Genomic DNA, 25,200 nt, shown 5'->3' on the forward strand with positions numbered 1-25,200 from the left:
CTGTCGTCAGGGTCAGGCTTTCGGGAGTCGCTCCTCCTGCGTCGGGAGCTTCAACAAATCCCTCAATCCTTAACGCAACTATCAGCCAAAGTCATTTCTCCAGTTATACCTTTGGTCTAATTTGTTTTTCATAGTACCTTTACCTCTTATAAAAACTTCTATACATAGAAACTTCTAATAAATATCTTATCACCATAGTTGGTCCAACAGCAATCGGCAAAACTGCTTTAAGCATAAAGTTGGCACAACACTTTAAGACAGAAATAATTTCTGCAGATTCGCGTCAGTTCTATCAAGAAATGCAAATAGGTACGGCAGCACCAACAAAACAGGAATTGTCTGCCGCTAAGCATCATTTCATACATCATAAATCTGTAACAGACAATTACAGTGTTGGTAGTTTTGAAAAAGATGCGTTACAACTTCTAAAAACCTTATTCAAAAAGCATAATACCGTAATTATGGTTGGAGGCTCAGGTCTTTATGTTGACGCTGTTGTCAAAGGTTTAGACCATTTTCCAGATATCGATCCTTCTATCAGAAAACAATTAAATACCTATTTAGAAACCAAAGGAATATCACATTTGCAAAAACAACTTAAAGCATTGGATAAACAGAGCTTCAATACCATAGCAATGGATAACCCACATCGCATTATTCGCGCTTTAGAAGTATCGATTGGTACAGGCAAACCCTATTCGTCTTTCTTAAATCAAGGTAAAGAACATCGCAATTTCAAAACAATAAGCATTGGTTTAACCGCGGAGAGAGAAACAGTTTATCATCGTATCAATCAACGTGTCGATATAATGATGAAAGAAGGCTTGCTTGAAGAAGTAAAAGCTTTGATACCCCATAAAAATTTAAATGCCCTAAATACGGTAGGTTACAAAGAGCTTTTTAAATATTTTGAAGGCGAGTGGACTTTAGATTTTGCCATCTCGGAAATAAAGAAAAATACAAGGCGATTTGCAAAACGACAATTAACTTGGTTTAATAAAAATAAAAATACTAGTTGGCATGACTACACAAGCAATATAGAAGAAGTTATTAAATCAATAAATTTTAAATTTTAAAAAGTTAATTAATGCTATAATTTGGTATATCTAAATTAACAAACAAAAATATTTTCTATTCGATGAAGAAACTTGCAAAAAAAATACTTCCAAGAAAAGTTATTAAACTTTACAAAAAAATAAGACTTTTAAAATATGGAGAAATGAGAGTAGCGACTAGTATATCTGACAATCAAGTTTATCCAGATTTTTGTGCAAAAGCTAGTTTAAATTCAAAAGTATTTAAAAATTTCAGAAGGGAATATATATATAATAGAATATTAGAACATGCCACTGAAACAGATGGCAAGCTTTACATCAAAAAAATTGAGCGTAACACTACTAATTTATTAAGTGAAGATAATATTATCAACTTTAAGAAGAATGATTTATGGGGAAATCCACGCGTTTACAATTATGAAAAAACAGGGCTAATATCACCTTCAACATTAAGGTATATAAACGTTTTAGAAGATCTAATTCGGCTCAAAAAAACAATAGATGGCTCAAAAATATGTGAAATCGGTGTCGGCTATGGAGGTCAATGTAGAATTATCAATGCAATTTTTAAACCAAAAAAGTATACCTTGATAGATTTAAAACCCGTACTTATGCTAACTCAAACGTATTTAGATAAGTATGCGTTAAATAGTATTATTGAATATAAAACCATGAACGAATTAAAGCCTAAAACATACGATTTAGTAATAAGCAATTATGCCTTTTCTGAATTACCCAGAAACATACAAGATATTTATTTAAAAAAGGTCATTTTAAATTCTAAACAAGGTTATATTACTTATAATGAAATTTCTCCCGATTACTTTAAATCTTATAGTAGAGAAAAACTTTTAAAGATTATTCCTAACTCTAAAATAATAGAAGAAGCCCCAAAAATATCTGAGAGAAACTGTATAATAACTTGGTAAAAACGTAACAAAACAACACATCTTTTTTTTAAAATGACAACCGAAAATATCCTTTCTAAATTAGTGGCATTTCCTGTTTTGGGAGGAGAAAGCAACTTGTCAATCATTCATTGGATAAAGGACTATATTGAATCTTATGGAATTTTCTGTACTTTAGTTCCTAATAAAGATAACACAAAAGCATCCTTACATTGCAGAATTGGACCTTCAGTAGATGGTGGCATTATTTTATCTGGACATACCGATGTTGTTCCCGTAAAAGGTCAAAATTGGGAAACAGATCCTTTTACACTGACTGACAAAGGTGATGGTAAGCTCTACGGACGCGGTGCATGTGATATGAAAGGGTTTTTAGCATGCTGCTTAAATATACTTCCAGAATTAGTTAAAGCAAATCTTAAAAAACCTATCTATTTTGCATTTTCATATGATGAGGAAATTGGTTGTTTATCTGCACCAGAATTGGTAAGGCACCTTCAAAATTATTATCCTGAAACTCCAAAATATGCCATTATTGGCGAGCCTTCACTTCTAAAGCCTATTATTGGGCACAAGGGTATTTGTTTATATACTACCAGAGTAAACGGTTCTGCAGGCCATAGTAGCAGAATAAAGCAGGAAGTAAGTGCGATACATGAAGCAGCGAGATTGGTACTTTGGTTAGAAGCTAAAATGAACGATTTAGTTGCATTTGGAAATACCGATAAACGTTTTTCCCCACCACATTCCTCATTGCATACGGGTATAATTCAGGGTGGTATCGCCCCAAATGTAATTGCAGACAAAGCCTATTTCTCATGGGATGCCAGAATAATTCCCGATGACAATTTAGAAGAAATCGTTAGTGCATTCAAGAAACATTGTAAAACGAGAATTCAAGAATTAAAATCTGCGTTTCCAGATTTTAAAATTGAAACTGAAGAAATTCATCCACCAGTTACGCCATTTGAAAGTAAGGCCGATAGTGATATCGTAAAATTGATATCAAAAATAAATTCCAATAAAAACATTGGTACAGTAGCCTATGCCTCTGAAGCTGGACAATACAATGAAGCAGGTTTACAAAGCATAATTTGTGGCCCTGGGTCTATAAAGCAGGCTCATAGGGCAAATGAGTTTATTGCAAAACAAGAATTGAAAAATTATAGGCTATTCTTAGGTAATCTCATAACGTTATTTTCCTCAGAGGCGGTTATGTTTGAACTATAAATCCTATAGTTCAATTTCTGCTAAAATAGGCTCATGATCAGATAAACCAGTCTTAAAATTTTTATGGTTAACCACTTCCATTTCGTCGTCAACCAAAATATGATCTATTTTAAAAGGATAGTTAAATAATTCATATGTACCACCAAAACCACTACCAGCTTCAACAAATGTATCTTTCTTGGCATTTTTTAAAACAAGATATGCAGAAGAATATTGTGTGCTATTAAAGTCTCCCGCTATAATTACGTTTCCACCAAAGCCCTCCATATGATCTTTGAGTAAATAAGCTTGTTTTATTCTTTCGCTTTCAGCATCACAGCTTCTACTAATTAAACTGGCATAACTATATATGTTATACAATTCGGGCACACTATCTATCCTATTAGACTCAAGATGCACATTGTATACTCGAACAATTTTTCCATTAAAGTCAATGTCAACAAACATTGCATTGTTTCTACTTTCAAAAAACTCTATAAACCCCTCATTTAAGATTGGATATTTTGAAAAAACTCCTAGTACTGATTTTTGCTTTCGCGTCATCAAGTTAGTTTTTACCCAATATGGATAATCCTTTTTAAAAAGATGATACTTTATAGCCGAAAACTCTTGAAAGCACACAACATCTGCATTTGTTTGCTTTATAAAATCTAATATTTTTTTGTCCTTGTAGTCAATACCAAAAGGAGTAAAATTAGACCAATTAGCATTATATGTTAAAATTGAAACAGAGTTTTCTCTTTGTTTTTCTTCAGTATAAAAATTGTATTGGTAGAAGGAATCAAAAAAGAAAAAAAACAGTAAAAGGGCAAGGATATTCAACAAAGAATTACGTCTTCTTTTGTACAGAAAAAACAACAACTGAATGAAAGTAACTACAACTAAAAAAGGCAGTGCAATTGAGAAAGGAAAAGACCAGCGCCACTCAAAAAGTATCATCAAAATGCCACCAATCAGTAAAATGGGAAATAGAACGGCGATTAAAGGTTTAAGCTTTTCGAAAAACTTCATCTAAAACAGTGTAATCTGTCCATCATCATCCTTTTCTCCATTGGAATCTTCCGCTTCGGGCTTTTTGTTTTCATTTGTTTCAGCGAGCACTTCTTTTTCGTCCACAACTTCTAGGTCATCAGCGTGTACTTGCTCTGGAGCTTCATAAGGTAATGGATCTAATAAATTGATTTGGTTTATCTTGTACTTAGTAAGTTGATTACCTTGGGCATTTATACCTTTTATATCAATAAACTCTTCAAGATTTATTTCCAAATTATCTCTTCTGTCTTTTCCTCGGTCTTTGGCAAAAACAATCTCAGCCATTGGTTTCCAATCTGTTGAAACAATTTCTAATTGTGAATCTGGATGATCAGAAATAAAGGATTCTTCCCGCCCTTCGTTTTCTATCAAAAAGCGTTTTACGTAATACAATTCTTTTTCACCGTTGTAATAAATAGCAGAAATTGGTTTTGTGGGCACCCACTTCTCAAGCACAATCATATCGCTATCAAAGTGCATGGTAACCTCTGGTGTAACTGTTTTAACAACACCAAACTGATTAATAATAAGCAATTTATCCTCTCCTCTAAATTCTCCTATAAGCTCACCCCTTCCATCAACATTGATGCGCTGTACGGTATCGTCAAACCAAATTTTACGCGGTTTTAAGGTTGAAACACCTTTTTCCTTTAGCTCTACCCGTTTTACTGGATATTTGGTAACCAAGTTTCCTTTTGAGGCTCTACCCTTGATTAAAATATCGGCAAAATCAATATCCCACTTTAGTTTTTTGATGCTTCCGGCCTGACGTAAATTAATGGTTACAACTTCAGCTTCGCCATTTGGGTTTGCTGAAAAATATAGCGCAACAGAACCTTTGTTCCCATTAGTTAAATCGTATTCCCTATCTCTAGTAATGCTGGTTACGGCAAAACGCTTGATGTATGACGGCCCTTTTTTTCCATCACGGTAAATCATATTGTAAATTGTGCGCTTGTCCTTCTTCTTGAAAACGGCAACGTGAATGATATCTTTACCAACAAAAGTTTTAGAATCTACCTTGGAAACCATCATTTTACCTTCTTTAGTAAACACAATAATATCATCAATATCACTACAATCGCACACATATTCGTTTCTACGCAAGGACGTTCCTACAAAACCTTCTTCTCTATTTACGTAGAGCTTAGTATTTCTAATGACTACTTTGGTGGCATCAACATCATCAAAAGTTCTAATCTCCGTTTTCCGCTCACGTCCTTCCCCATACTCTTTTTTAAGCCTTTGAAAATAGGCGATGGCGTAGTCTATTAAATTTGATAAATGGTGCTTAACCTCAGCAATCTGTTCTTCTAGGGCATCAATTTTTTGTTGTGCTTTATCAATATCAAACTTCGAAATACGCTTTATACGAATTTCAGTCAAGCGTACAATATCATCTTCAGTTACCCCTCTTTTTAGATGTTTTATGTGAGGTTGCAGTCCTTTATCGATTGCTGAAATAACACCTTTCCAAGTTTCCTCTTCCTCAATATCACGGTAAATTCTATTTTCAATAAAAATGCGCTCTAAAGAAGCAAAGTGCCATTGCTCTTCTAGCTCTCCCAATTTAATTTCTAACTCCTGCTTTAACAGCTGAACCGTATTGTCCGTAGAACGACGTAACATTTCAGAAACTCCAACAAACAGTGGTTTATTGTCTTCAATTACGCATCCTAAAGGAGAAATGGACGATTCGCAACTTGTAAAGGCATACAACGCATCTATCGTTTTATCAGGCGATAGTCCTGAGGGCAAATGGACTAAAATTTCAACCTCAGCAGCTGTATTATCTTCAATCTTTTTTACTTTTATTTTCCCCTTATCATTAGCTTTTAAAATCGAATCAATCAAAGATGACGTGGTAGTACCAAAAGGCAATTCTGTAATTACAAGGGTATTTTTATCTAATTGGGAAATTTTTGCTCGAACACGAACCTTCCCACCTCTATTGCCATCATTATAATTCGAAAAATCTGCTATTCCACCTGTTGGAAAATCTGGTACAATGGTAAAACGCTTGCCTTGTAAATGCTTTACAGATGCATCAATCAATTCTATAAAATTATGCGGTAATATTTTTGTGGATAAGCCAACGGCAATACCTTCACCTCCTTGTGCAAGAAGTAATGGAAACATTACTGGCAAGTTAATTGGCTCTTTTCTTCGCCCATCATAACTAGCCTGCCACTCGGTGATTTTTGGATTATAAACAACATCCAGAGCGAACTTGGACAGACGTGCTTCAATATATCGAGAAGCGGCAGCGCTATCTCCTGTTAAAATATTCCCCCAGTTTCCTTGGGTGTCTATTAACAAGTCTTTCTGGCCAATTTGCACCATAGCGTCCGCAATACTTGCATCTCCATGTGGATGGTATTGCATAGTATGCCCAACAATGTTTGCCACTTTGTTGTAGCGACCATCGTCAAGGTCTTTCATAGAATGCATGATACGGCGCTGCACAGGTTTAAACCCATCCTCAATAGCAGGTACAGCGCGTTCTAGGATAACGTACGACGCATAGTCTAAAAACCAATCTTTGTACATACCCGTAATGCGGGTAATGGTTTCTTGGGGCTCTTCGTTATGTTCGTTATTTAAATCGTCACCTTCTTCAATCATTAAGTACTTTTATTTTTTCGGTTTCCCATTAAGCATTACCCTTCCTCTTCGCTGCAACCTATGCACTTGCTCACTACTTGTATGGATGTGAAAGTGTGCGTACGAACGTTTTGCAAATTCTTTTCCTTTGTTATATAACATTTTAGTTTAGCTTTTATGTTTGAAACAAATTCTCTTATCTAAAATAAGAATCTCTCTTATCTAAAACAAATTATCACAGTCTATAATTGATGAATTTTATTTTAAAATAAACTATTCAACAACATCCAATTCCACTTTTAAATTATCGATAATAAATTCTTGTCGGGTTGGCGTATTTTTACCCATATAAAAGGACAACAGTTCTTCAATGGACATATTATCATCGAGCATTACTGGATCCAACCTTATGTCGTCTCCAATAAAATGCTTAAACTCATCAGGGGAAATTTCACCAAGCCCTTTGAATCTTGTAATCTCAGGTTTCGGTTTTAGTTTTTCGATAGCCGCAACCCGCTCTTCATCAGAATAACAATAAATAGTTTCCTTTTTATTTCGAACTCTAAACAGTGGCGTTTGTAAGATATACAAATGCCCTTCTTTAATAATCTCTGGGAAAAATTGTAAAAAAAACGTAATTAACAGTAAGCGAATGTGCATACCATCCACGTCGGCATCCGTTGCAATTACCACATTGTTATATCTTAAGTTTTCTAGAGATTCTTCTATATTCAATGCAGCTTGCAGTAGATTAAACTCTTCGTTTTCGTAAACTATCTTTTTACTTAAACCATAGGAATTTAGTGGTTTACCCTTTAAACTAAAAACCGCTTGTGTATTTACATCTCTTGATTTTGTAATGCTTCCTGAAGCAGAATCCCCCTCTGTAATAAACAGGGTAGTTTCCAAGTTTCTTTCGTTCTTGGTATCTCCAAAATGCACACGGCAATCACGTAATTTTTTATTATGAAGGCTAGCTTTCTTAGCTCTATCTCTTGCTAATTTTCTAATACCCGAAAGCTCCTTTCGCTCTCGCTCTGCTTGCAGTATTTTTCGTTGTAATTTTTCAGCAGTTTCAGGATTTTTATGAAAATAGTTATCCAGTTTCGTTTTTACAAAATCATTAATGTAAGTCCTTACAGTTGGGTAATCCCCTCCCATATCCGTAGAACCTAATTTTGTTTTGGTCTGACTTTCAAAAACGGGCTCCATTACCTTGATAGCAATCGCACTAACTATAGATTTCCGGATATCTGAAGCATCATAATTTTTACCATAAAACTCCCTCACTGTTTTTACAATAGCCTCTCGAAACGCGTTTAAATGTGTACCACCTTGCGTAGTATTCTGTCCGTTTACAAAACTATTATATTCCTCACTATATTGCGTTTTACTGTGCGTAAGTGCTATTTCGATATCATCACCTCGCAAATGGATGATTGGGTAAAGTAAATCAGATTCGGCAATTTTTTCAGCTAATAAGTCCTTTAAACCATTTTCGCTGTAATATTTTTCACCATTAAAAACTATGGTAAGTCCAGGATTGAGGTACACATAGTTTTTTAGCATCTTCACAACATATTCGCTGCGGTATTTATAGTGCTTGAAAATGGTATCATCAGGGATAAACGACACTTTCGTCCCTTTTCGTCTGGTAGTATCGTCAAGTAATTCTTGATTAGTGAGATTACCTTGCTCAAATTCCGCAGAGGCGGATTTACCATCTCTATTAGATTCAACCCTGAAATAATTGGATAATGCATTTACTGCTTTGGTACCAACACCGTTCAAACCAACTGACTTCTTGAAAGCTTTCGAGTCGTACTTCCCTCCTGTATTCATTTTGGATACAACATCCACCACCTTTCCTAATGGAATACCACGACCATAATCGCGAACAATAACCTTATTCCCTTGGATGGAAATTTCAATGGTTTTACCTGCCCCCATCACAAACTCATCAATGGAGTTGTCCAACACCTCTTTTAAAAGGATGTAAATACCGTCATCTGGGGAAGAGCCATCACCGAGTTTTCCAATGTACATTCCCGGACGCATACGAATATGCTCCTTCCAGTCTAACGAACGTATATTGTCTTCGGTATATTTGGTTTGTTCAGCCATAAATAAGGATATAATACCAATTGCCACTTGAAATTACCGTAATAAAACGCCCATTTTTCCTTTCTATTTCATTAAAAAAAGAAACCGTAACTAAGGATATGCTTTATTTTTGTAATTCATATCAAGGAAAAAATCATCATTTTCTTTTACAGCAATTTCAAATAACAATTGGTGTAAATTTCGTGATAGCACGCTAAGATAGTATAACATATCAAAATATAAAACAGTGAAGAAACAAAGTAATTAACAATAAAATTGCAATATTGTTGAGAACATTTCCCTATGTTTTAATTGACTTATGGAGTGATATAAATAAAATTCCCAAGATAACAACCAAAGCGCCAAATAATTGAAGAATAGTAAGATGTTCTTCCAAAAAAATCACCGCCAAAATTATCGTAGAAATAGGCCCTACGCCTGCAACTACGGCAAAATTTGAAGAACTAATCATTTTAATTGAAATAGAAACCAAAAACGATGGCACAACAGTAGCAAAAACAGCAATTAAAAATCCGAGGAAATACACCTCCCATGGTAAATTTAATATATCTGTTCTATATACAAAGATATAATGAATAAATACACATATACAAGATACAACCATGGCGTAGGATGTAAATTTCATCACACCAAATTTGGGGATTAACCAACCGCTACCAACCAAATAAGAGGCGTACGCAACAGCACTTAATAGAATAAAAAAACCACCTGTAAGTGTACCTTCACCTGAAATATTTACCTCATCCCAAAATGCGATAACAATACCTAGATAAGTTATGACAATAGCGACTATCTGAGGTGTAGTGATGTTTTGTTTTAAAAAAAACCTATTCAACAATAACACAATTGTTGGATATAAAAAAAGAATAATACGCTCTATACTGGCTTTAATATAAGTGAGACCTATAAAGTCGAAATAACTTGCCAAATAATAACCAACAAAACCAAAAAAAATAAGCCATAAATAATCTTTCGAACTAGTATATGTTGCTGTGTTTTGGCGGCGATATAGATAAGCGATGATGACGTAAATTGGGAAAGAAAATAACATTCTAAGCAATAAAATACTAATAGCATCAACATCAAACTGATATGCAAGCTTTACCATAACCGCTTTTGATGAAAATAAAACCACGCCTAAAACACCAATACCAACACCTAACCAGAAGTTCGTTTTTAAATTCATAAAACGAAGTTAAAAAGGCTGTTATTTTATGAATTTCCGGATTAATCGAAAATACGACGTTCAGCTTTATAAAACCATCACATTCTCAACTTACTAAAGTTGAAGTACCCTACCTGTTTTTTCTAATTTATTGGAAGTCTTATTATTATCTTTAAACAATTGTTCTGCTTTATTCTTAATTACCGCATTTCTGGTCTTTAATAGCTTAAGCATATAGCGTTTAAGAAATAATGCATTGGCGGCATGCCCTAAAATACCTAGAGGAGATTCAAAATAAAACTTATCCGTCATTATTGTTCCTTGATTGAACACTTTGAAAATATGCTCATGCCTAAAAGATTTAAAGACCCCAAAAACCATTTCATCCACAAAAAAGTTAGGACTTTCAAATTCGGTTATTCTAGAAGTTAAGTGTTGGACAAACCCAAAATGTTTTGCTTCCCAACTCACCCATTCACCAAGCTCTATTAAACCTGTAATTTTGCCAGCTATGGCGATTTCACCGGTATGTTTTAAAGATTCTTTGTGAATATCGATATCTCTCGCAATATCAAAACAGGTTTGTATATCGCATTTTATATGAGTTTCAATCTCTATTAATGGCATATTGCAAAATATATAATAAACTTCTGTCGAAGAATAATTAAAATCTTACAATGTTAATGAAAATTTAAAAAAACAACTATACATTAAACAAGAAATGCATCACATCACCATCCTTTACGATATAATTCTTGCCCTCAACGCGCATTTTACCCGCTTCTTTTACTTTAGCCTCGCTCCCGTAAGACACATAATCATCGTAAGCGATAACCTCAGCACGAATAAACCCTTTTTCAAAATCGGTATGAATAACTCCAGCAGCTTGTGGCGCGGTGGCTCCTATATCAACGGTCCAAGCTCGTACTTCCTTAACTCCTGCAGTAAAATAGGTTTGTTGATTCAACAATTTATAAGCCCCACGAATTAATTTGGCTGAACCCGGTTCGTCCAAACCAATGTCTTGTAGAAACATTTGGCGCTCTTCATAATCGTCCAACTCGTTAATATCCGCTTCGGTGCCAACAGCCAAAACCAAAACCTCAGCATTTTCATCCTTAACAGTATCTTTAACTTTATCTACATAGGCATTACCTGAAACGGCAGACCCTTCATCAACATTGCACACATACATCACAGGCTTATCTGTTATAAACTGTAAAGGTTTTACAAAATCATCATAATCTTCTTCACTAAATTCAACAGCTCTAATAGACGTACCAGATTCTAGAGCTTCTTTTATTTTCAACAAAACAGCCTCTTCTTTTTGCGCTTCTTTATTACCCGTTTTTGCGGCACGCTTTACCTTATCCAACTTCTTTTCAGCAGTCTCCAAATCTTTCAACTGCAATTCCATATCAATGGTTTCTTTGTCTCTAATAGGATCTACGCTGCCATCAACATGCACAATATTATCGTTATCAAAACATCTTAACACATGAAGAATCGCATCTGTTTCCCTAATATTTGCTAAAAATTGGTTTCCTAAGCCTTCACCTTTACTGGCGCCTTTTACCAATCCTGCAATATCTACAATTTCAACAGTCGCAGGAATCACTTTTTCTGGATTCACCAAGCTTTCCAATTTTTCCAATCTTGGGTCGGGTACGTTTACCACACCAATATTTGGTTCAATGGTACAAAACGGAAAGTTTGCACTTTGCGCCTTAGCATTTGATAAACAATTAAATAAAGTGGATTTTCCAACATTGGGTAAGCCTACAATACCTGCTTTCATAATTACGGTGATTTTTGCGAATGCAAATGTAATTAATAAAACAGAAAAACGGCCGTAGAATTTTAAGATGAATTTAGCAAAAACACCGTATTAGCATTAATTAAACGTTAAAACCGTTTTTTAAGACATAAATGCCCTGTAACATTATTTATTTTGGCTCGTTGAATAGGCAAATCATCAATCAGTAAAATGAAAATCAAAATCACACTTCTATTTTATCTGCTTAGTTTTTCCATAGTTGCACAGGGTGTCACGGCAAGACTTACTGACAAGTCATCGCAAAAACCCATTCCATACGCCAATATTAAAACCGGAGAATATGTTGGGGTTATTTCAAACGATGAAGGTTTTTTTACCATTTCTTCTGAAGATGACTCCAAATCCATCACCATTTCTTGTATGGGTTATGAAAATAAAACGCTTACTGTAAAGGATATTAAAGCACTTAACTTCGTCATTGAATTGCAACAGGCCATTAATCAACTAGACGCAGTTTTTATTAGCAATAAAGCACCAAATGCCGATTCTCTTATTGCTAGAGTGAAAGCAAAACTTGCCGATAATTATAATATTGATTTACAGCAATATGCTATGTTTAAGCGCACCACAGACCACGTGGATTTTAAAAGTTTAGAATTTGAAATTGATAAAGCATCAAACGTTAAAAAAAGACAATTAGAAGGTGTAAACAATAGTTTAACTGCTTTGGCTAATCAAGTAAAAAACAGCAATATGGTGCAATTTTCAGATTTTAAAGGCAAAGTATTTTCCTTAAATAAAGACAGTATTAAACTTGAGGTTGAAAAAGCTACAGAGTTATTAGATACTAAAAACAGTTTCTCTATTGATAACATCCAAGAGAAAATGCAAAACATCATACTTACCTATCTGGATACTACCAAAACCTACAAACTTAAAACAGGACTGTTTAAAATTGAAGATTCATTGGCCTTAAATGACGAGGATTTTAAGGAAAACGATAAAAACGAATACACGGTATCCTATTTAAATAATGAAACCAAGTCTTTATTGAAGTGTGCACAGTTTTACGACAATGCATTTTTAAGCAAGATATTAGATAACGATTTATACGAATATAACTTTGATGATATGGGCTATAACAATGGCGAACTTACCTATATTATTTCCTATATACCAAGAAAAGGAAAAGCCAAATACACTGGGAAGCTTTACATTGCAGATGACACCTATGCCATTACCAGGGCAGATTATGGCTATTACAAAAGAAGACGCGGACAAAAATTTAACCTACGTTTACTTTTAGGTGTAAAATACATTGAAAACGTAAGTGAGGGCACCATTATTTTTGAAAAAGACAGTAGCAGTCTATATCATCCAAAATATATAAAGCGCACTTATGGTAGTTATTTTTATCTGAGCAGGCCTTTAAAGTTTATTGAAAATAGCAGTGAACGCAACAAAGTAGCTTTTGATTTTACAATGGAAGGTGATAATAGAACTAAAGAAGAGCTTTTAATTACCAAGCACAATAGCATAACTTTTTTAGACTTTCAGGCTGAAAAACAAGTTGAAAAAATCCCATTTATAAAATTGAATAAATACCAGAACACCATTTGGGACAGCGAAGGTTTTTTAGAACCTTCACTAGAGATGAAGGCTTTTGAGGGTTCAGAAGAATAAACCGAAGTTTAAATTTGCTATAGCATAAATCTTTTTTCAGGTTGAAGATTAGCATGGTATAAAAAATCTACTAAAACTATCATTCATACCCCAATTGTTCAAAAAGGTCATCGCTCGCTTTTAAATATTTGTCTTTGCCCGTTTCCTTAAACCATGCTTTGGAAACCAATTCATTATTGTACAGGCGTGCATCTTTCCAATGGGAGATGCCTTCAATATTCATGCTCGTCCAATCTTCTTTAATAAAACACACCGCTTTTATGTTTTTATGGTATACCATGGAAAAGAAGTTCACAAACCAATCGTCCCAAACTTTAAGGTTGTTTTTATCAACGCCGAGAATAGGGTTAGCCTCAGAAATCATCACTGGCTTTTTATGGGCTTTGGCAAAATCCAAAACGGTAATACCTTCCTTACCGATACCCGCTTCGGCGTAAGCATGACCAAAAATTGAAATGCCTACCCAGTCTACATAATCGTCACCCGGATACCAATCAAACACGGGATAATTTTTGTACGGCTTTGAAGCATAGGAATGCCACACGTGCGCTACATTATCCACACCCTCGGTGCGTAAGATGTCCACAATATGCTTGTATGCTTTTACATAAGCATCTGGCTCCAAAACATTATGCGGACCGTCAAACTCGTACCCAATACGCAAATACACGGGGCGTTTTACTTTTTTTACCCATTTTGCATAGCGTTTGATAACCTTATCGTTTATGCCAAGTATGGTATTTTGGGTAACATTCCACTTGCCTACCATCCACATGGCACTGTGTAATACGGCATTTGGAAATGTATCCACCAGCATTTGATGGTTTTGGCTGGTGCCCGTAACATTGGTATGTTTTTCTTTTACTCCAGTAAACTCTGTAACAGCCCAGTAAGCGGACCAACCGCCAGGGTTGGGCTGTTTGGGAAACGCTTTTTTATATTCATTAATGCGCTCCACCGTTTGTCCCATTACCAACAAGGTTTTACCCGCAGGTGGTACAAATTTGGTGTTTTCAAAAGGATAAATATAGTTGGAATCTACACTAGTTTCTATTCTGGAAACCATGTCCGCCATCTTTTGGTCATGTTGGTTGGTTTGGTACTTTTGGGCGTAGGTTGTTGATGTAAACCCAAGGGTGATGATTGTGGCGTAAAACAGAAAATGGAATTGGGTTTTGTATGTGATGGGTTTCATAAGCATGAATTTGAAACCATAAAATACAATTTAAACCATAATAAAACTAAGAATTTGGGTTTTGTAGTGGCGGTGTATGGATAGGATGGGTGATTTTCTCAATTTAGTTTAGGAAAGGTGCTCTTTAGAAAGGTACGCTTATCGGTTAGATATGGTTCCGTTTTAATTAACTATATCGTTCAATAAGCGAAGTTCGTATTTTCCTACCTAAAAAGCAATACCTACTTACATATACTTATTAACACTTATAAACAAAAAACCCCAAGCTTACGCTCAGGGTTTCCATATTAAATCTTCAATACTAAATAATCAATTTTTATCCGTCAGGGTGCATAAAGCGTTGTTTTGCCAATAGTTCCTCTTCAGTTTCTACAAAGTCCTCATCTGGTACACAACAATCTACAGGGCATACCGCTGCACATTGTGGCTCGTCATGAAAGCCCATACATTCTGTACACTTATCTGGTGCAATGTAATATAGCTCATCACTTATTGGTTCTTGCGTTTCATCAGCATCAACCTCTTTTCCATTGGGTAAAACCACTTTGCCTTCCAAACTGGTACCATCTTTATAGCGCCAATCGTCGGCACCTTCATATATAGCGGTATTTGGGCATTCTGGCTCACAAGCACCGCAGTTTATACATTCGTCTGTTATTATAATTGCCATAGCGTATTTTTCTTTCTAACTTTGCAAACGCAAAAATAGAGCCAAAACCATTCATAACCAAATTCAGGATGCAATTACAAGAAAGAATTAACGCTTTTGTAAAATTAGGAGATTTTATACGGCAATTTTCTAATACAAACATCCAGAAAGATGAAAAAGTGGAACATAACGCGTTGTTCTTCGACGGTTTTAAGCATCAACTAAAATTAGCAGAAGAACATAACGGTTGGTTTACTCCCGAAAACATAACATTCGCCTTAAACTCTTGGGCTGATGCGCTAACGCATGAAAATCTTTCAAAGTGGGTGCAACCTTATGATTTTTCTAAAGTAAAACCAAAAACCGTCGCTGTAATTATGGCGGGCAATATACCATTGGTAGGGTTTCATGATTTTTTGGCAGTACTTATCACGGGGCATCAGGTGCTGGTAAAGCAATCCTCGAATGACAAGCATTTATTACCATTTTTAGCAAAATATTTGGAATATGTAGCACCAAACTTCAAAGGAAACATCTATTTTTCAGAAGAAAATCTTGAAGATTTTGATGCTGTAATCGCCACGGGAAGCAACAATACGGCACGCTATTTTGAATATTATTTTAAGGATAAACCTTCCATCATAAGAAATAATCGGAATTCAGTAGCTGTATTAACCGGAAATGAATCCACCGAAGATTTGCAACAGCTTTCAGAAGATATATTTCGATATTACGGTTTGGGCTGTAGAAATGTTTCCAAGTTATTCGTACCTAAAAACTACGATTTTAATGCTTTTTTTGAAGCCATTTACCATTGGCACCCTATCGTAGAAAAGGCAAAATACGCCAACAATTACGATTATAACAAGGCGGTATATTTAATGAGCGAATTTGATATGCTGGAGAACGGATTTTTCATGATTAAGGAAGATGAAAGCTACAGTTCGCCAATCGCCACAGCGTTTTATGAATATTATGATAGTTTGGATGCACTTCGAACTAAATTAAAAGCTGAATCGCATCAAATTCAATGTATTGTCTCCAAAAATTTTATGGAAAACGAAGTGGCTTTTGGGCACACTCAAAAACCTCAACTTTGGGATTATGCGGATAGTGTAGATTCTGTTGAATTTTTGTTAGCAATTTGATAAAAAAAATATTGAATTCTTAATAAAAATTACTCAATTAATTAGCAACTTTGCATCTTTAAATTTCACTATATAAAAAGATGAAAAAACACAACTTTAGTGCAGGACCAAGTATTTTACCACCAGAAGTATTATTAAAAGCCTCTCAAGGTGTTGTTGACCTTGACGGCAGCGGATTATCTGTTTTAGAGATTTCGCACCGAAGTAAAGCTTTTGTTGATATTATGGAAAACGCTAGATCATTAGCTCTGGAGCTTTTAGGTTTAGAAGGCAAAGGCTATAAAGCATTGTTTTTACAAGGTGGTGCCAGCACTCAATTTTTGATGGTGGCGCTTAACTTATTAGAAAAAAGAGCAGGGTATTTAAACTCTGGTTCTTGGGCAGCTAAAGCGATTAAGGAAGCTAAAATTTACGATGATATTTACGAAGTAGGGTCCTCTAAAGACGCTAATTACAACTATATTCCAAAGGGTTATGAAATTCCTGAGGATTACGATTATTTTCACTGTACCTCAAACAATACTATTTACGGTACCCAGATGAAAGCGTTTCCTAACTCGCCTATCCCAATGGTGTGTGATATGAGTAGTGATATATTCTCTCGCTCATTGGATTTTTCTCAGTTTGGAATTATCTATGCTGGTGCTCAAAAAAACATGGGGCCTGCAGGTACAACACTAGTTGTGGTTAAAGAAGATATTTTAGGAAAAGTATCTCGTAAAATCCCATCAATGATGGATTACAAGGTGCATATCGATAAAGGCAGTATGTTTAATACACCTCCTGTATTTGCAGTATATACATCAATGCTAACTTTAGAATGGTTAAAGGAACAAGGCGGTATAGCTGCTATTGAAAAGGAGAACGAGAAGAAAGCGCGGTTGATGTATTCTGAAATTGATTTGAATCCATTATTTAAAGGATTTGCTTCAAAACAAGATCGTTCTACTATGAATGCTACATTCACTTTAGAAAACGAAAATTTAAAGGAAACTTTTGAGACCATGCTTAAAGAAGCTGGTATTAGTGCGGTAAATGGACACCGAAGTGTTGGCGGTTATAGAGCGTCAATGTACAACGCTTTGCCAATTGATAGTGTAAAGGTGTTGGTGGAGGTTATGAGTGAATTAGAGAGTAAAGCATAAATCAGTAGGCATTTGCAGTCCCAATAGCGATCGGGGCAGTGTTTACTAAGTCGCACTGTCATTCCTGCGAAGGCAGGAATCCATCGAGGAAATAAAAACAAATTTAAATATAGATTCCCGCCTTCGCGGGAATGACAAGAAAAATAAAAATGAAAGTATTAGCAAATGATGGTATCTCTCAAAGTGGTATCGATGCATTAGAAAAAGCAGGTTACGACGTAAGCACAACTACCGTAGCCCAAGAACAGTTGATTAATTACATTAATGAAAAAGACATTGCGGTACTTTTAGTACGCAGCGCAACAACAGTTAGAAAAGATTTGATTGATGCGTGTCCTGGACTAAAAATTATAGGTCGTGGTGGCGTAGGAATGGATAATATTGATGTGGAATATGCTCATGAAAAAGGCCTACATGTAATTAACACACCTGCTGCTTCATCACATTCTGTAGCAGAATTGGTGTTTGGTCATTTATATGGTTTGGCGCGTTTTCTTCACAATTCAAATAGAGAAATGCCATTAGAAGGTGATAGTAACTTTAAAGGTTTGAAAAAAGCTTACGCTAAAGGTACCGAGCTTAAAGGTAAAACTCTAGGTGTTCTTGGTTTTGGGCGTATAGGTCAAGCTACTGCAAAAGTAGCTTTGGGTGCCGGAATGAAAGTGGTTGCTTTTGATCCGTTTTTGGAAAAAGCAAATTTGGAATTGGAGTTTTTCGATGGACAAAAAATAAACTTCGATATTGAAACCATTTCTAAAGAAGACGTTTTAAAACAATCGGACTTTATTACACTTCACGTTCCTGCTCAAAAGGATTATGTGATTGATGAAGCAGAATTCAACATGATGAAAGATGGTGTGATTTTAGCGAATGCTGCCCGTGGCGGTGTGGTTAACGAAGTAGCACTAGTAAAAGCTATTGAAAGCGGAAAAGTAGCAAGAGCTGCGCTTGATGTTTTTGAAAAAGAGCCTAAGCCAGAAATTCAATTATTGATGAATTCTGCTCTATCATTAACACCACATACTGGTGCAGCTACTAATGAAGCTCAAGACAGAATTGGTACAGAATTAGCATCACAAATTATTAGCATTTTGGGATAATCATCCTGAATGTGACCTAATTATAAATTTTGAGTCCTAACTGTAGAAGTTGGGACTTTTTTTGTACATTAAGCTTCCAAATTTTGACTCTTATTAATTAAAAACACATTAAAAAACATGTCTGGAATTTTAGATTTATTAAACAGCGACCTTGGAAAAACTATCATAAGTGGTGTTTCAGGATCAACAGGAACTGATCAAAATAAAACGAGTAGCGTACTTACTATGGCGCTACCAGTTTTAATGAAAGCAATGGAGCGTAATGCATCCACTCCACAAGGGGCTGAAGGCCTTATGGGTGCTTTAAATAGTAAACATGACGGAAGCATTTTAGACAACCTTGGTGGTTTGTTTGGTGGTGGTGTAAACGAAGAAGTTAAAACTGACGGTGACAAAATTTTAGGTCATGTTTTAGGACAAAGAAGAAACGGTGTTGAGCAAGTTATTGGACAAAAATCTGGACTTGATGCAGGTGCTGTCGGGAACATTTTAAAAGTAGCAGCACCAATATTAATGGGTGTTTTAGGAAAGCAAGCACGTCAAAATAACGTAAGTTCTCAAAATGATTTAGGAGGTTTACTCGGAGGTTTGTTAGGTGGTAGCTCAGCTAAAAAAGAGCAAAGTTTCCTTGAAGCCATTTTAGATGCTGATGGCGACGGTAGTGTTGTTGATGATGTAGCTGGTATGGTTTTGGGCGGCAGCAAAAAGAAAGGTGGCCTTGGTGGTTTACTAGGAGGTTTGTTTGGAAAATAAATCTATCCTCTATAAAATATTAAAATGCCAAGTCTTACGATTTGGCATTTTTTATTTGCTATAATTTAAACCATCAATGTTACGGAATGATTTTTGTACTTTTAAAAGGCGTGATAAGCAAACTAAACGAAAAGGCATAGTCACTCATTTGTACTTGATAATGGCGGATGTTGAACCTACTTTTGAGGTATAAACAAAAAATAAACTCATGAAAAATACGATTTTCGCTCTACTGTTGGTGGTAATCTCATTCCTTTTTAATTGCAATACATCAAAAAGCCCTGCATCAAAAAAAGATGAAAAACAAATTGCGATCACACAAAACGATACCGTAAGAATAGCAAATGAAGAGCTGGAATATGAAATTATCATTATAGACCCTGGTTTTAATTTTTGGCTCGCCTCAAATGCGAGACCAAGAGGTTTCTTTTCACAACAATATATGGAGAATAGAAACCTTATTTATGTTATTGAATGGAACCAACGCGTTTTACAGACCCAACGTTTCAGCCCGAATTTATACGAACTTCAAATAGATTATCAACAAAATACCGATTACGGTTATGAGGTAAATTACATGCTATACAATTACTTTCTGTATTTCCAATTAAAATACAATCAAAGATTAGGGCCGTTTGTTCCTCGAATTTAATTTATTATTTCTTCAGTTTTGGCAACAATTTTTTCTAATTCTTAAATTAAAGGCATGCTTGATTATGGTATTCGCAAGTAAAAAAATTCAATTAAAATTACCTATCAAAAAAAACACTTTAAGCTTATTAAGACTCATTTAATTTTAATATTTTTGCAACCAAATTGCAAAAGTGAAGAGATTAAAAGAGCGTTGGGGAATTGAATCTAACCTACAAATAGTTTTAATACTTGTTGTATTTGCTGTTACTGGCTCTACCGCCTCTTATATTGGCAAACCTATACTTTCTTATTTTGAAATAACACCAGAATCATTAGGTTCTTTCGGGTATTGGACGGTTAGAATCTTCATCTTGTTCATAATGTACCAATTTCTTTTGGTTTTTTTTGGTTGGGTTTTTGGTCAATTCAAGTTCTTTTGGAATTTTGAAAAAAAAATGCTTTCTAGATTAGGCTTAAAACGGTTTTTAGATTAATTGGAAACTATCACAAAACATATAGCTTTTAGAATATTTACCATTTTTATGGTAGTAGCGCTATTGAGCCCTATTGCGGTGAAACTAGCGCACTCTTTTGATCATCATGAACATGAGTTTTGTGAGACAACAAATAACCCTAATTTACACGAGTGTGAATATGACTGTAGTTTCTTTAAGTATAAACTTCAGCAATACCACTTAAAATCATTAAATGTTGAAATTGGTTTACAGTTTCAAGATAACTTTAAAATTCCTAGTTTAGGCTATAGTATTTATTACAGTCCTCAAGCCTTATCCTTTTCGCTTCGTGGTCCCCCTGTTTTAGTTTAAAGCCCCATTTTAAACTAAAACACAATACAATGAAACACTTTTTATTGATTGTGGTGCTTTGTTTATATAACATAGCCCACTCTCAAAACTGTACATATACTTTTATTGGTGAAGTAATAGACTTTCATGATAGTACACCTATGTCTGGTGCTACCATTTTTATTGAAACTCTTGATACCTATACTGCCGCAGATATTAATGGTAAATTCTCCATTAAAAACCTTTGCAATGGAAAATTAATCTTGGTGATATCTCATATTGGATGTGAAACCAAACGTGTAGAGATAGACATTATTGGTGATTCTTATCAAGAAATTTTAATGGAGCACCATACAGAAGAGCTTGATGAGGTTGCAGTAAAATCAAATGGGATTAAGAGAACTACAGTTACGGCTCAGGAAACGGTTCTTAAATCTAGAACCCTAACACAATATTCAAGTCAAAGTTTAGGAGATGCCCTAAAAGAAGTTCCAGGTGTATCGTCCATAAATACGGGAAATGCCATTGTGAAACCAATAATAAATGGCATGCACAGTAGTAGAGTACTAATTCTAAACAATGGAGTACGTTTACAGGATCAAGAATGGGGTGTTGAGCATGCACCCAACATTGACATCAATAGTGCAAACCAAATTTCTGTAATAAAGGGATCAGGGGCATTGGCCTATGGTGGCGATGCTATTGGCGGTGTTGTGGTTGTAAACCCAAATAGGATAGTTAGAAAAGATACACTGTACGGGCGTACGATCCTGGGCGGGCAGTCAAACGGAAGAGGTTATAATACAGCTTCAACCTTAAACAAAAATTATGAATCGGGCTGGTTTGCGCATGTACAGGCGTCTTACAAAAAAAATGGAGATTTTAAAGCAGCTGATTATAACCTTACCAATACAGGTTCTGAAGCCAAAGGGTTCTCCGCTAGATTTGGAAAAAACAAGCTTCAATCGGGTTTCGAAGTATATTACAGCTATTTAGATAGTGAAATCGGTATTTTACGATCTGCACATATTGGTAGCATAAAAAGTTTGGCTAACTCAATAAATGCCGCAAGACCACTTTTCGTTGAGGATTTTAGTTATGATATTTCCCAACCTAAGCAAGAGGTGACGCATCAACTATTAAAGACATATTACTATAAACGATTCAAAAACTTTGGTAAGATAGACATACAATACGACTATCAAAATAACCACCGTTTTGAATTTGATATACGTAGAGGTGGCAGAAGTACTAAACCAGCTATTGATTTAGAACTTCAAACACATACCATTTCGTTAAACATCAAAAAGGATAACAACGCAGAACGCAAATACAACTTTGGGCTGTTGGCCAGATATCAAAACAATTTTGCAAATCCTGATACTGGAGTAAGACGGTTAATACCCGATTATGATAAATATGATTTTGGAGGGTATGCGACTACCGAATGGCAACTTAATGATCGTTTGATTGCAGATGTTGGTTTACGGTACGACTTTAGTAGAATAGATGCGAAAAAATTCTACAGAACTGCAACTTGGGAAGAACGCGGATATGATATTGAATTTCCTGATTTGGTAATTGAAGAGTTGAGAAATCAGGTGCTTACCGACCCAACTTTTAATTATCATAATATTTCTGGAGCTTTAGGCGTAAAGTATAATTTTGATGCAAATAATTACGTTTTAGGAAATTATACTCGCTCTAGTAGAGCGCCAAATCCATCTGAATTGTTTAGTGATGGTCTACACCATTCAGCAGCGAGGATAGAAGTTGGTGATCTCCGTATAGACAGCGAACGCTCAAATCGTTTTTCCGCAACTTATGGCTACGCTGGTTCAAAACTTAATGCACAGGTGGAGTCTTACTATAACCAAATCAATGATTTTATTTATATAGTTCCTAGCTCATTAGGTATAGTGCCTTTAATAAGGGGACCGTTTCCAATATGGGAATATATTCAAACCGATGCTTGGTTTTTTGGTATAGATGTTAGTGCAAATTATCAATTTTCACCACATTGGAATGCAAATCACAAATCGTCCTTTATAAAGGCGTATGATGAAATAGCTGATTTACCGTTAATTGATATTCCTCCGTTTACAACGTTGAATGGTATTACCTATTCTAATGCTGAATGGAATAATTTTAGTGCAAGCTTAAACTCAGAATGGGTGTTTGAACAGAATGAATTTCCTTATGAATTTAATTATACGGTACCCATTGCCAATGAGGATGACATTGATGTAGACCTTAGTCCGCCTCCAGGGTATCACTTGATGCATTTTCAAAGTGAAATAACCTTATCAGTATTTAAACAATCAAGTTTAAACATTAGGTTTAGTATTGACAATATTTTTAACGTGAACTATAGAAATTATTTAAACCGTTTACGATTTTTCGCTGACGATTTGGGGAGAAATTTCAGACTACAATTACAATTGAATTATTAATCTTAAATATAATAACTATGAATACTAATTTTTTAAATTTTAAAACCATGAAAACCATGAAAAAAATTAAATTTTATGCTATGGCAGTACTAGCAATAGCTACGTTAGCATCGTGTGATAATGATGACGACACACCAGCACCTGTTGAAGAAGAAGAATCTATAACAGAAATAGAGTTAGAGTTTACAAATCAAGCTGACTCTAGTGATGAAGTTACTTTAACTTGGGAAGACGAAAACGGAGACGAAATTGTTCAGGCCAGTGAACAAACTGTCGAAGGCACATTTACAGCTGGTGCCGTTTATGATGCAGAAATTGAGCTATATAATGAAGATGAAGATTTTCTTGATGAAGATATTTTAGCAGACCAAGCCGGGATTGATGCCCACTTCTTCGTGTATAGCACAACACTAGACTTTACAATGATGAGAGCTAGTGACGATTATAATAGAACTGACAACAACAAATTAGGTGTAAAAACTGTTTGGACTGCCGGAGCTGCTGGAAGTGGAAGCATAACAATTAAATTATACCATGAATCTCCAAGCGTTGACGGAAGCAATGGTTTTGGAACAGCAGCAGGCGATGATACTGATATTGACATCTCGTTTAACGCTGAGATTCAATAAGACAAACACATTATAGCAGTGTAATTGCTTAATTGCTTTTAAGCATTAATAGACCTCACAGGTTTTGAAAACCTGTGAGGTCTTTGTGTTTTTTATATTAATTATACCTCTATAATGGTTTCTTTAGGTTTAAACACATAACTGTACAACCACATTAAGGTAAACGTTGGTATTATGTCCAACCCAGGAGCCATCTCTTCTAAAAACGCAACTGCTGCTGCAATTTTACCAGTTTTGCCTTTGTATAGTTTTGTCATTAAATAGGCCGCAACAGGTGCCCAAACCACATCAGTAAACTCTCCAATACCTGGAATTAAAAAAGAAATATATCCCATGGCATCAAAAAGGATACTTAATGCTAATTTTTTGTATTTATTCATTCAATAATTAATTTAACAAATTGAAAGCAAGAAACATACCAAAATTTATTTCCCTATTAGTTTCAAAAACTCATTCCGAGTTTCAATAGTTTCAAACTGACCTCTAAAACCTGAAGTAGTTGTGATAGAGTTTTGTTTTTGTACACCTCTCATCATCATACACATATGCGATGCTTCAATAACCACCGCTGCGCCTTGTGGTTTCAAAGTATCATTGATACAATCTAAAATTTGCTCTGTTAAACGTTCTTGTACTTGCAAACGTCTTGCAAAAACATCCACGATTCTTGGGAGTTTACTCAACCCGACAATATGTCCGTTAGGAATGTAAGCAATATGCACCTTTCCAAAAAATGGTAAAATATGGTGCTCACAAAGTGAATACAGCTCTATATCCTTAACAATCACCATTTCGTTATACGATTCCTTAAACATGGCACCAGTTAAAATTTCCACAGGATCTTGATCATAACCCTGTGTTAAAAATTGCATTGCTTTTGCGGCGCGCTCTGGTGTTTTCATCAAACCATCCCGTTTTACGTCCTCACCTAAATCTTCTATAATTGCAGCATACCGCGCTTTGATGCCGTCTGTAATTTCAGCATTGTATTCCTCTAAATTTTTATATGGCATAATTATTCTTCTTAGATTCTAAAGTTAGCTAAATTTCACTTTACTATTTACAGTTTGTAAATACATCAAAGCGCTTTTTAACTTTTTGTTAGGAATAA

At 35.2% G+C, this 25,200-nt stretch carries 23 protein-coding genes; 13 read left to right on the top strand and 10 right to left on the bottom strand.

What is annotated here, in order from left to right:
- The first annotated feature begins 164 nt into the window (after window positions 1-164).
- The 3 genes from miaA (at window position 165) to argE (ending at window position 3,193) form a co-directional block, all read left to right on the top strand.
- On the top strand, window positions 165-1,076 hold the full coding sequence (miaA, locus tag AC1B0Z_RS05415; protein ID WP_483795253.1) for a tRNA (adenosine(37)-N6)-dimethylallyltransferase MiaA: 912 nt from the start codon (window positions 165-167) through the stop codon (window positions 1,074-1,076).
- A 62-nt stretch (window positions 1,077-1,138) separates the two neighbouring features.
- Entirely contained in the window at window positions 1,139-1,984 is an 846-nt protein-coding gene (locus tag AC1B0Z_RS05420) for a putative sugar O-methyltransferase (RefSeq protein ID WP_483794571.1), read from the top strand.
- 33 nt (window positions 1,985-2,017) lie between these two features.
- Window positions 2,018-3,193, top strand: coding sequence for an acetylornithine deacetylase (gene argE / locus AC1B0Z_RS05425; protein ID WP_483794573.1), 1,176 nt, complete (start codon window positions 2,018-2,020; stop codon window positions 3,191-3,193).
- A gap of 3 nt (window positions 3,194-3,196) precedes the next feature.
- Here the strand turns inward: argE and AC1B0Z_RS05430 are convergent, their stop codons facing one another.
- The 6 genes from AC1B0Z_RS05430 to ychF all read right to left on the bottom strand — a co-directional run bounded on the left by AC1B0Z_RS05430 (window position 3,197) and on the right by ychF (window position 11,916).
- Entirely contained in the window at window positions 3,197-4,204 is a 1,008-nt protein-coding gene (locus AC1B0Z_RS05430) for an endonuclease/exonuclease/phosphatase family protein (protein ID WP_483794574.1), read from the bottom strand.
- Window positions 4,205-6,850, bottom strand: coding sequence for a DNA gyrase/topoisomerase IV subunit A (locus AC1B0Z_RS05435; protein ID WP_483794576.1), 2,646 nt, complete (start codon window positions 6,848-6,850; stop codon window positions 4,205-4,207). It lies immediately after the preceding gene.
- 252 nt (window positions 6,851-7,102) lie between these two features.
- A complete protein-coding gene (locus tag AC1B0Z_RS05440; RefSeq protein WP_483794578.1) occupies window positions 7,103-8,953 on the bottom strand; it encodes a DNA topoisomerase IV subunit B in 1,851 nt (616 codons plus the stop codon).
- A 280-nt stretch (window positions 8,954-9,233) separates the two neighbouring features.
- A complete protein-coding gene (locus AC1B0Z_RS05445) occupies window positions 9,234-10,139 on the bottom strand; it encodes a DMT family transporter (protein WP_483794580.1) in 906 nt (301 codons plus the stop codon).
- A gap of 93 nt (window positions 10,140-10,232) precedes the next feature.
- Window positions 10,233-10,745: an SRPBCC family protein gene (locus AC1B0Z_RS05450; RefSeq protein WP_483794581.1), complete on the bottom strand. Its 513-nt coding sequence runs from the start codon at window positions 10,743-10,745 to the stop codon at window positions 10,233-10,235.
- Window positions 10,746-10,821: 76 nt separating this feature from the next.
- A complete protein-coding gene (gene ychF, locus AC1B0Z_RS05455) occupies window positions 10,822-11,916 on the bottom strand; it encodes a redox-regulated ATPase YchF (RefSeq protein ID WP_483794583.1) in 1,095 nt (364 codons plus the stop codon).
- A 189-nt stretch (window positions 11,917-12,105) separates the two neighbouring features.
- On the opposite strand from ychF, the gene AC1B0Z_RS05460 reads away from it, so the two are divergent.
- A complete protein-coding gene (locus tag AC1B0Z_RS05460; RefSeq protein ID WP_483794584.1) occupies window positions 12,106-13,578 on the top strand; it encodes a carboxypeptidase-like regulatory domain-containing protein in 1,473 nt (490 codons plus the stop codon).
- Window positions 13,579-13,657: 79 nt separating this feature from the next.
- Here the strand turns inward: AC1B0Z_RS05460 and AC1B0Z_RS05465 are convergent, their stop codons facing one another.
- Window positions 13,658-14,773: a glycosyl hydrolase gene (locus AC1B0Z_RS05465; protein ID WP_483794585.1), complete on the bottom strand. Its 1,116-nt coding sequence runs from the start codon at window positions 14,771-14,773 to the stop codon at window positions 13,658-13,660.
- A 316-nt stretch (window positions 14,774-15,089) separates the two neighbouring features.
- On the bottom strand, window positions 15,090-15,443 hold the full coding sequence (locus AC1B0Z_RS05470; protein WP_483794587.1) for a 4Fe-4S dicluster domain-containing protein: 354 nt from the start codon (window positions 15,441-15,443) through the stop codon (window positions 15,090-15,092).
- Window positions 15,444-15,511: 68 nt separating this feature from the next.
- Here AC1B0Z_RS05470 and AC1B0Z_RS05475 point away from each other — a divergent pair, with 68 nt between their 5' ends.
- The 9 genes from AC1B0Z_RS05475 to AC1B0Z_RS05515 all read left to right on the top strand — a co-directional run bounded on the left by AC1B0Z_RS05475 (window position 15,512) and on the right by AC1B0Z_RS05515 (window position 24,089).
- Complete coding sequence (locus AC1B0Z_RS05475; protein WP_483794589.1) at window positions 15,512-16,570, top strand: acyl-CoA reductase; 1,059 nt, start codon at window positions 15,512-15,514, stop codon at window positions 16,568-16,570.
- An 80-nt stretch (window positions 16,571-16,650) separates the two neighbouring features.
- A complete protein-coding gene (gene serC / locus AC1B0Z_RS05480) occupies window positions 16,651-17,715 on the top strand; it encodes a 3-phosphoserine/phosphohydroxythreonine transaminase (protein ID WP_483794591.1) in 1,065 nt (354 codons plus the stop codon).
- Between the two features lie 149 nt (window positions 17,716-17,864).
- A complete protein-coding gene (locus AC1B0Z_RS05485) occupies window positions 17,865-18,815 on the top strand; it encodes a D-2-hydroxyacid dehydrogenase (RefSeq protein WP_483794592.1) in 951 nt (316 codons plus the stop codon).
- A gap of 117 nt (window positions 18,816-18,932) precedes the next feature.
- Window positions 18,933-19,568 (top strand): DUF937 domain-containing protein, encoded by a 636-nt coding sequence (locus AC1B0Z_RS05490; protein WP_483794594.1) that lies wholly within the window; start codon window positions 18,933-18,935, stop codon window positions 19,566-19,568.
- 208 nt (window positions 19,569-19,776) lie between these two features.
- Window positions 19,777-20,220, top strand: a complete 444-nt coding sequence (locus AC1B0Z_RS05495) for a DUF6146 family protein (protein ID WP_483794596.1) — start codon at window positions 19,777-19,779, stop codon at window positions 20,218-20,220.
- Window positions 20,221-20,392: 172 nt separating this feature from the next.
- Window positions 20,393-20,695, top strand: coding sequence for a DUF6787 family protein (locus tag AC1B0Z_RS05500; protein WP_483794598.1), 303 nt, complete (start codon window positions 20,393-20,395; stop codon window positions 20,693-20,695).
- Window positions 20,696-21,028 (top strand): hypothetical protein, encoded by a 333-nt coding sequence (locus tag AC1B0Z_RS05505; RefSeq protein ID WP_483794600.1) that lies wholly within the window; start codon window positions 20,696-20,698, stop codon window positions 21,026-21,028.
- A gap of 29 nt (window positions 21,029-21,057) precedes the next feature.
- A complete protein-coding gene (locus tag AC1B0Z_RS05510; RefSeq protein WP_483794602.1) occupies window positions 21,058-23,460 on the top strand; it encodes a TonB-dependent receptor in 2,403 nt (800 codons plus the stop codon).
- Window positions 23,461-23,516: 56 nt separating this feature from the next.
- Entirely contained in the window at window positions 23,517-24,089 is a 573-nt protein-coding gene (locus AC1B0Z_RS05515; protein WP_483794604.1) for a hypothetical protein, read from the top strand.
- A 101-nt stretch (window positions 24,090-24,190) separates the two neighbouring features.
- On the opposite strand, the gene AC1B0Z_RS05520 is transcribed toward AC1B0Z_RS05515, so the two are convergent.
- Together AC1B0Z_RS05520 and folE are read right to left on the bottom strand one after the other, a co-directional pair.
- A complete protein-coding gene (locus AC1B0Z_RS05520; protein WP_483794605.1) occupies window positions 24,191-24,469 on the bottom strand; it encodes a hypothetical protein in 279 nt (92 codons plus the stop codon).
- Between the two features lie 45 nt (window positions 24,470-24,514).
- Window positions 24,515-25,102: a GTP cyclohydrolase I FolE gene (gene folE / locus AC1B0Z_RS05525; protein WP_483794606.1), complete on the bottom strand. Its 588-nt coding sequence runs from the start codon at window positions 25,100-25,102 to the stop codon at window positions 24,515-24,517.
- Window positions 25,103-25,200: the final 98 nt, after the last annotated feature.

The organism is Hyunsoonleella sp. J2K-J805, assembly GCF_057167125.1.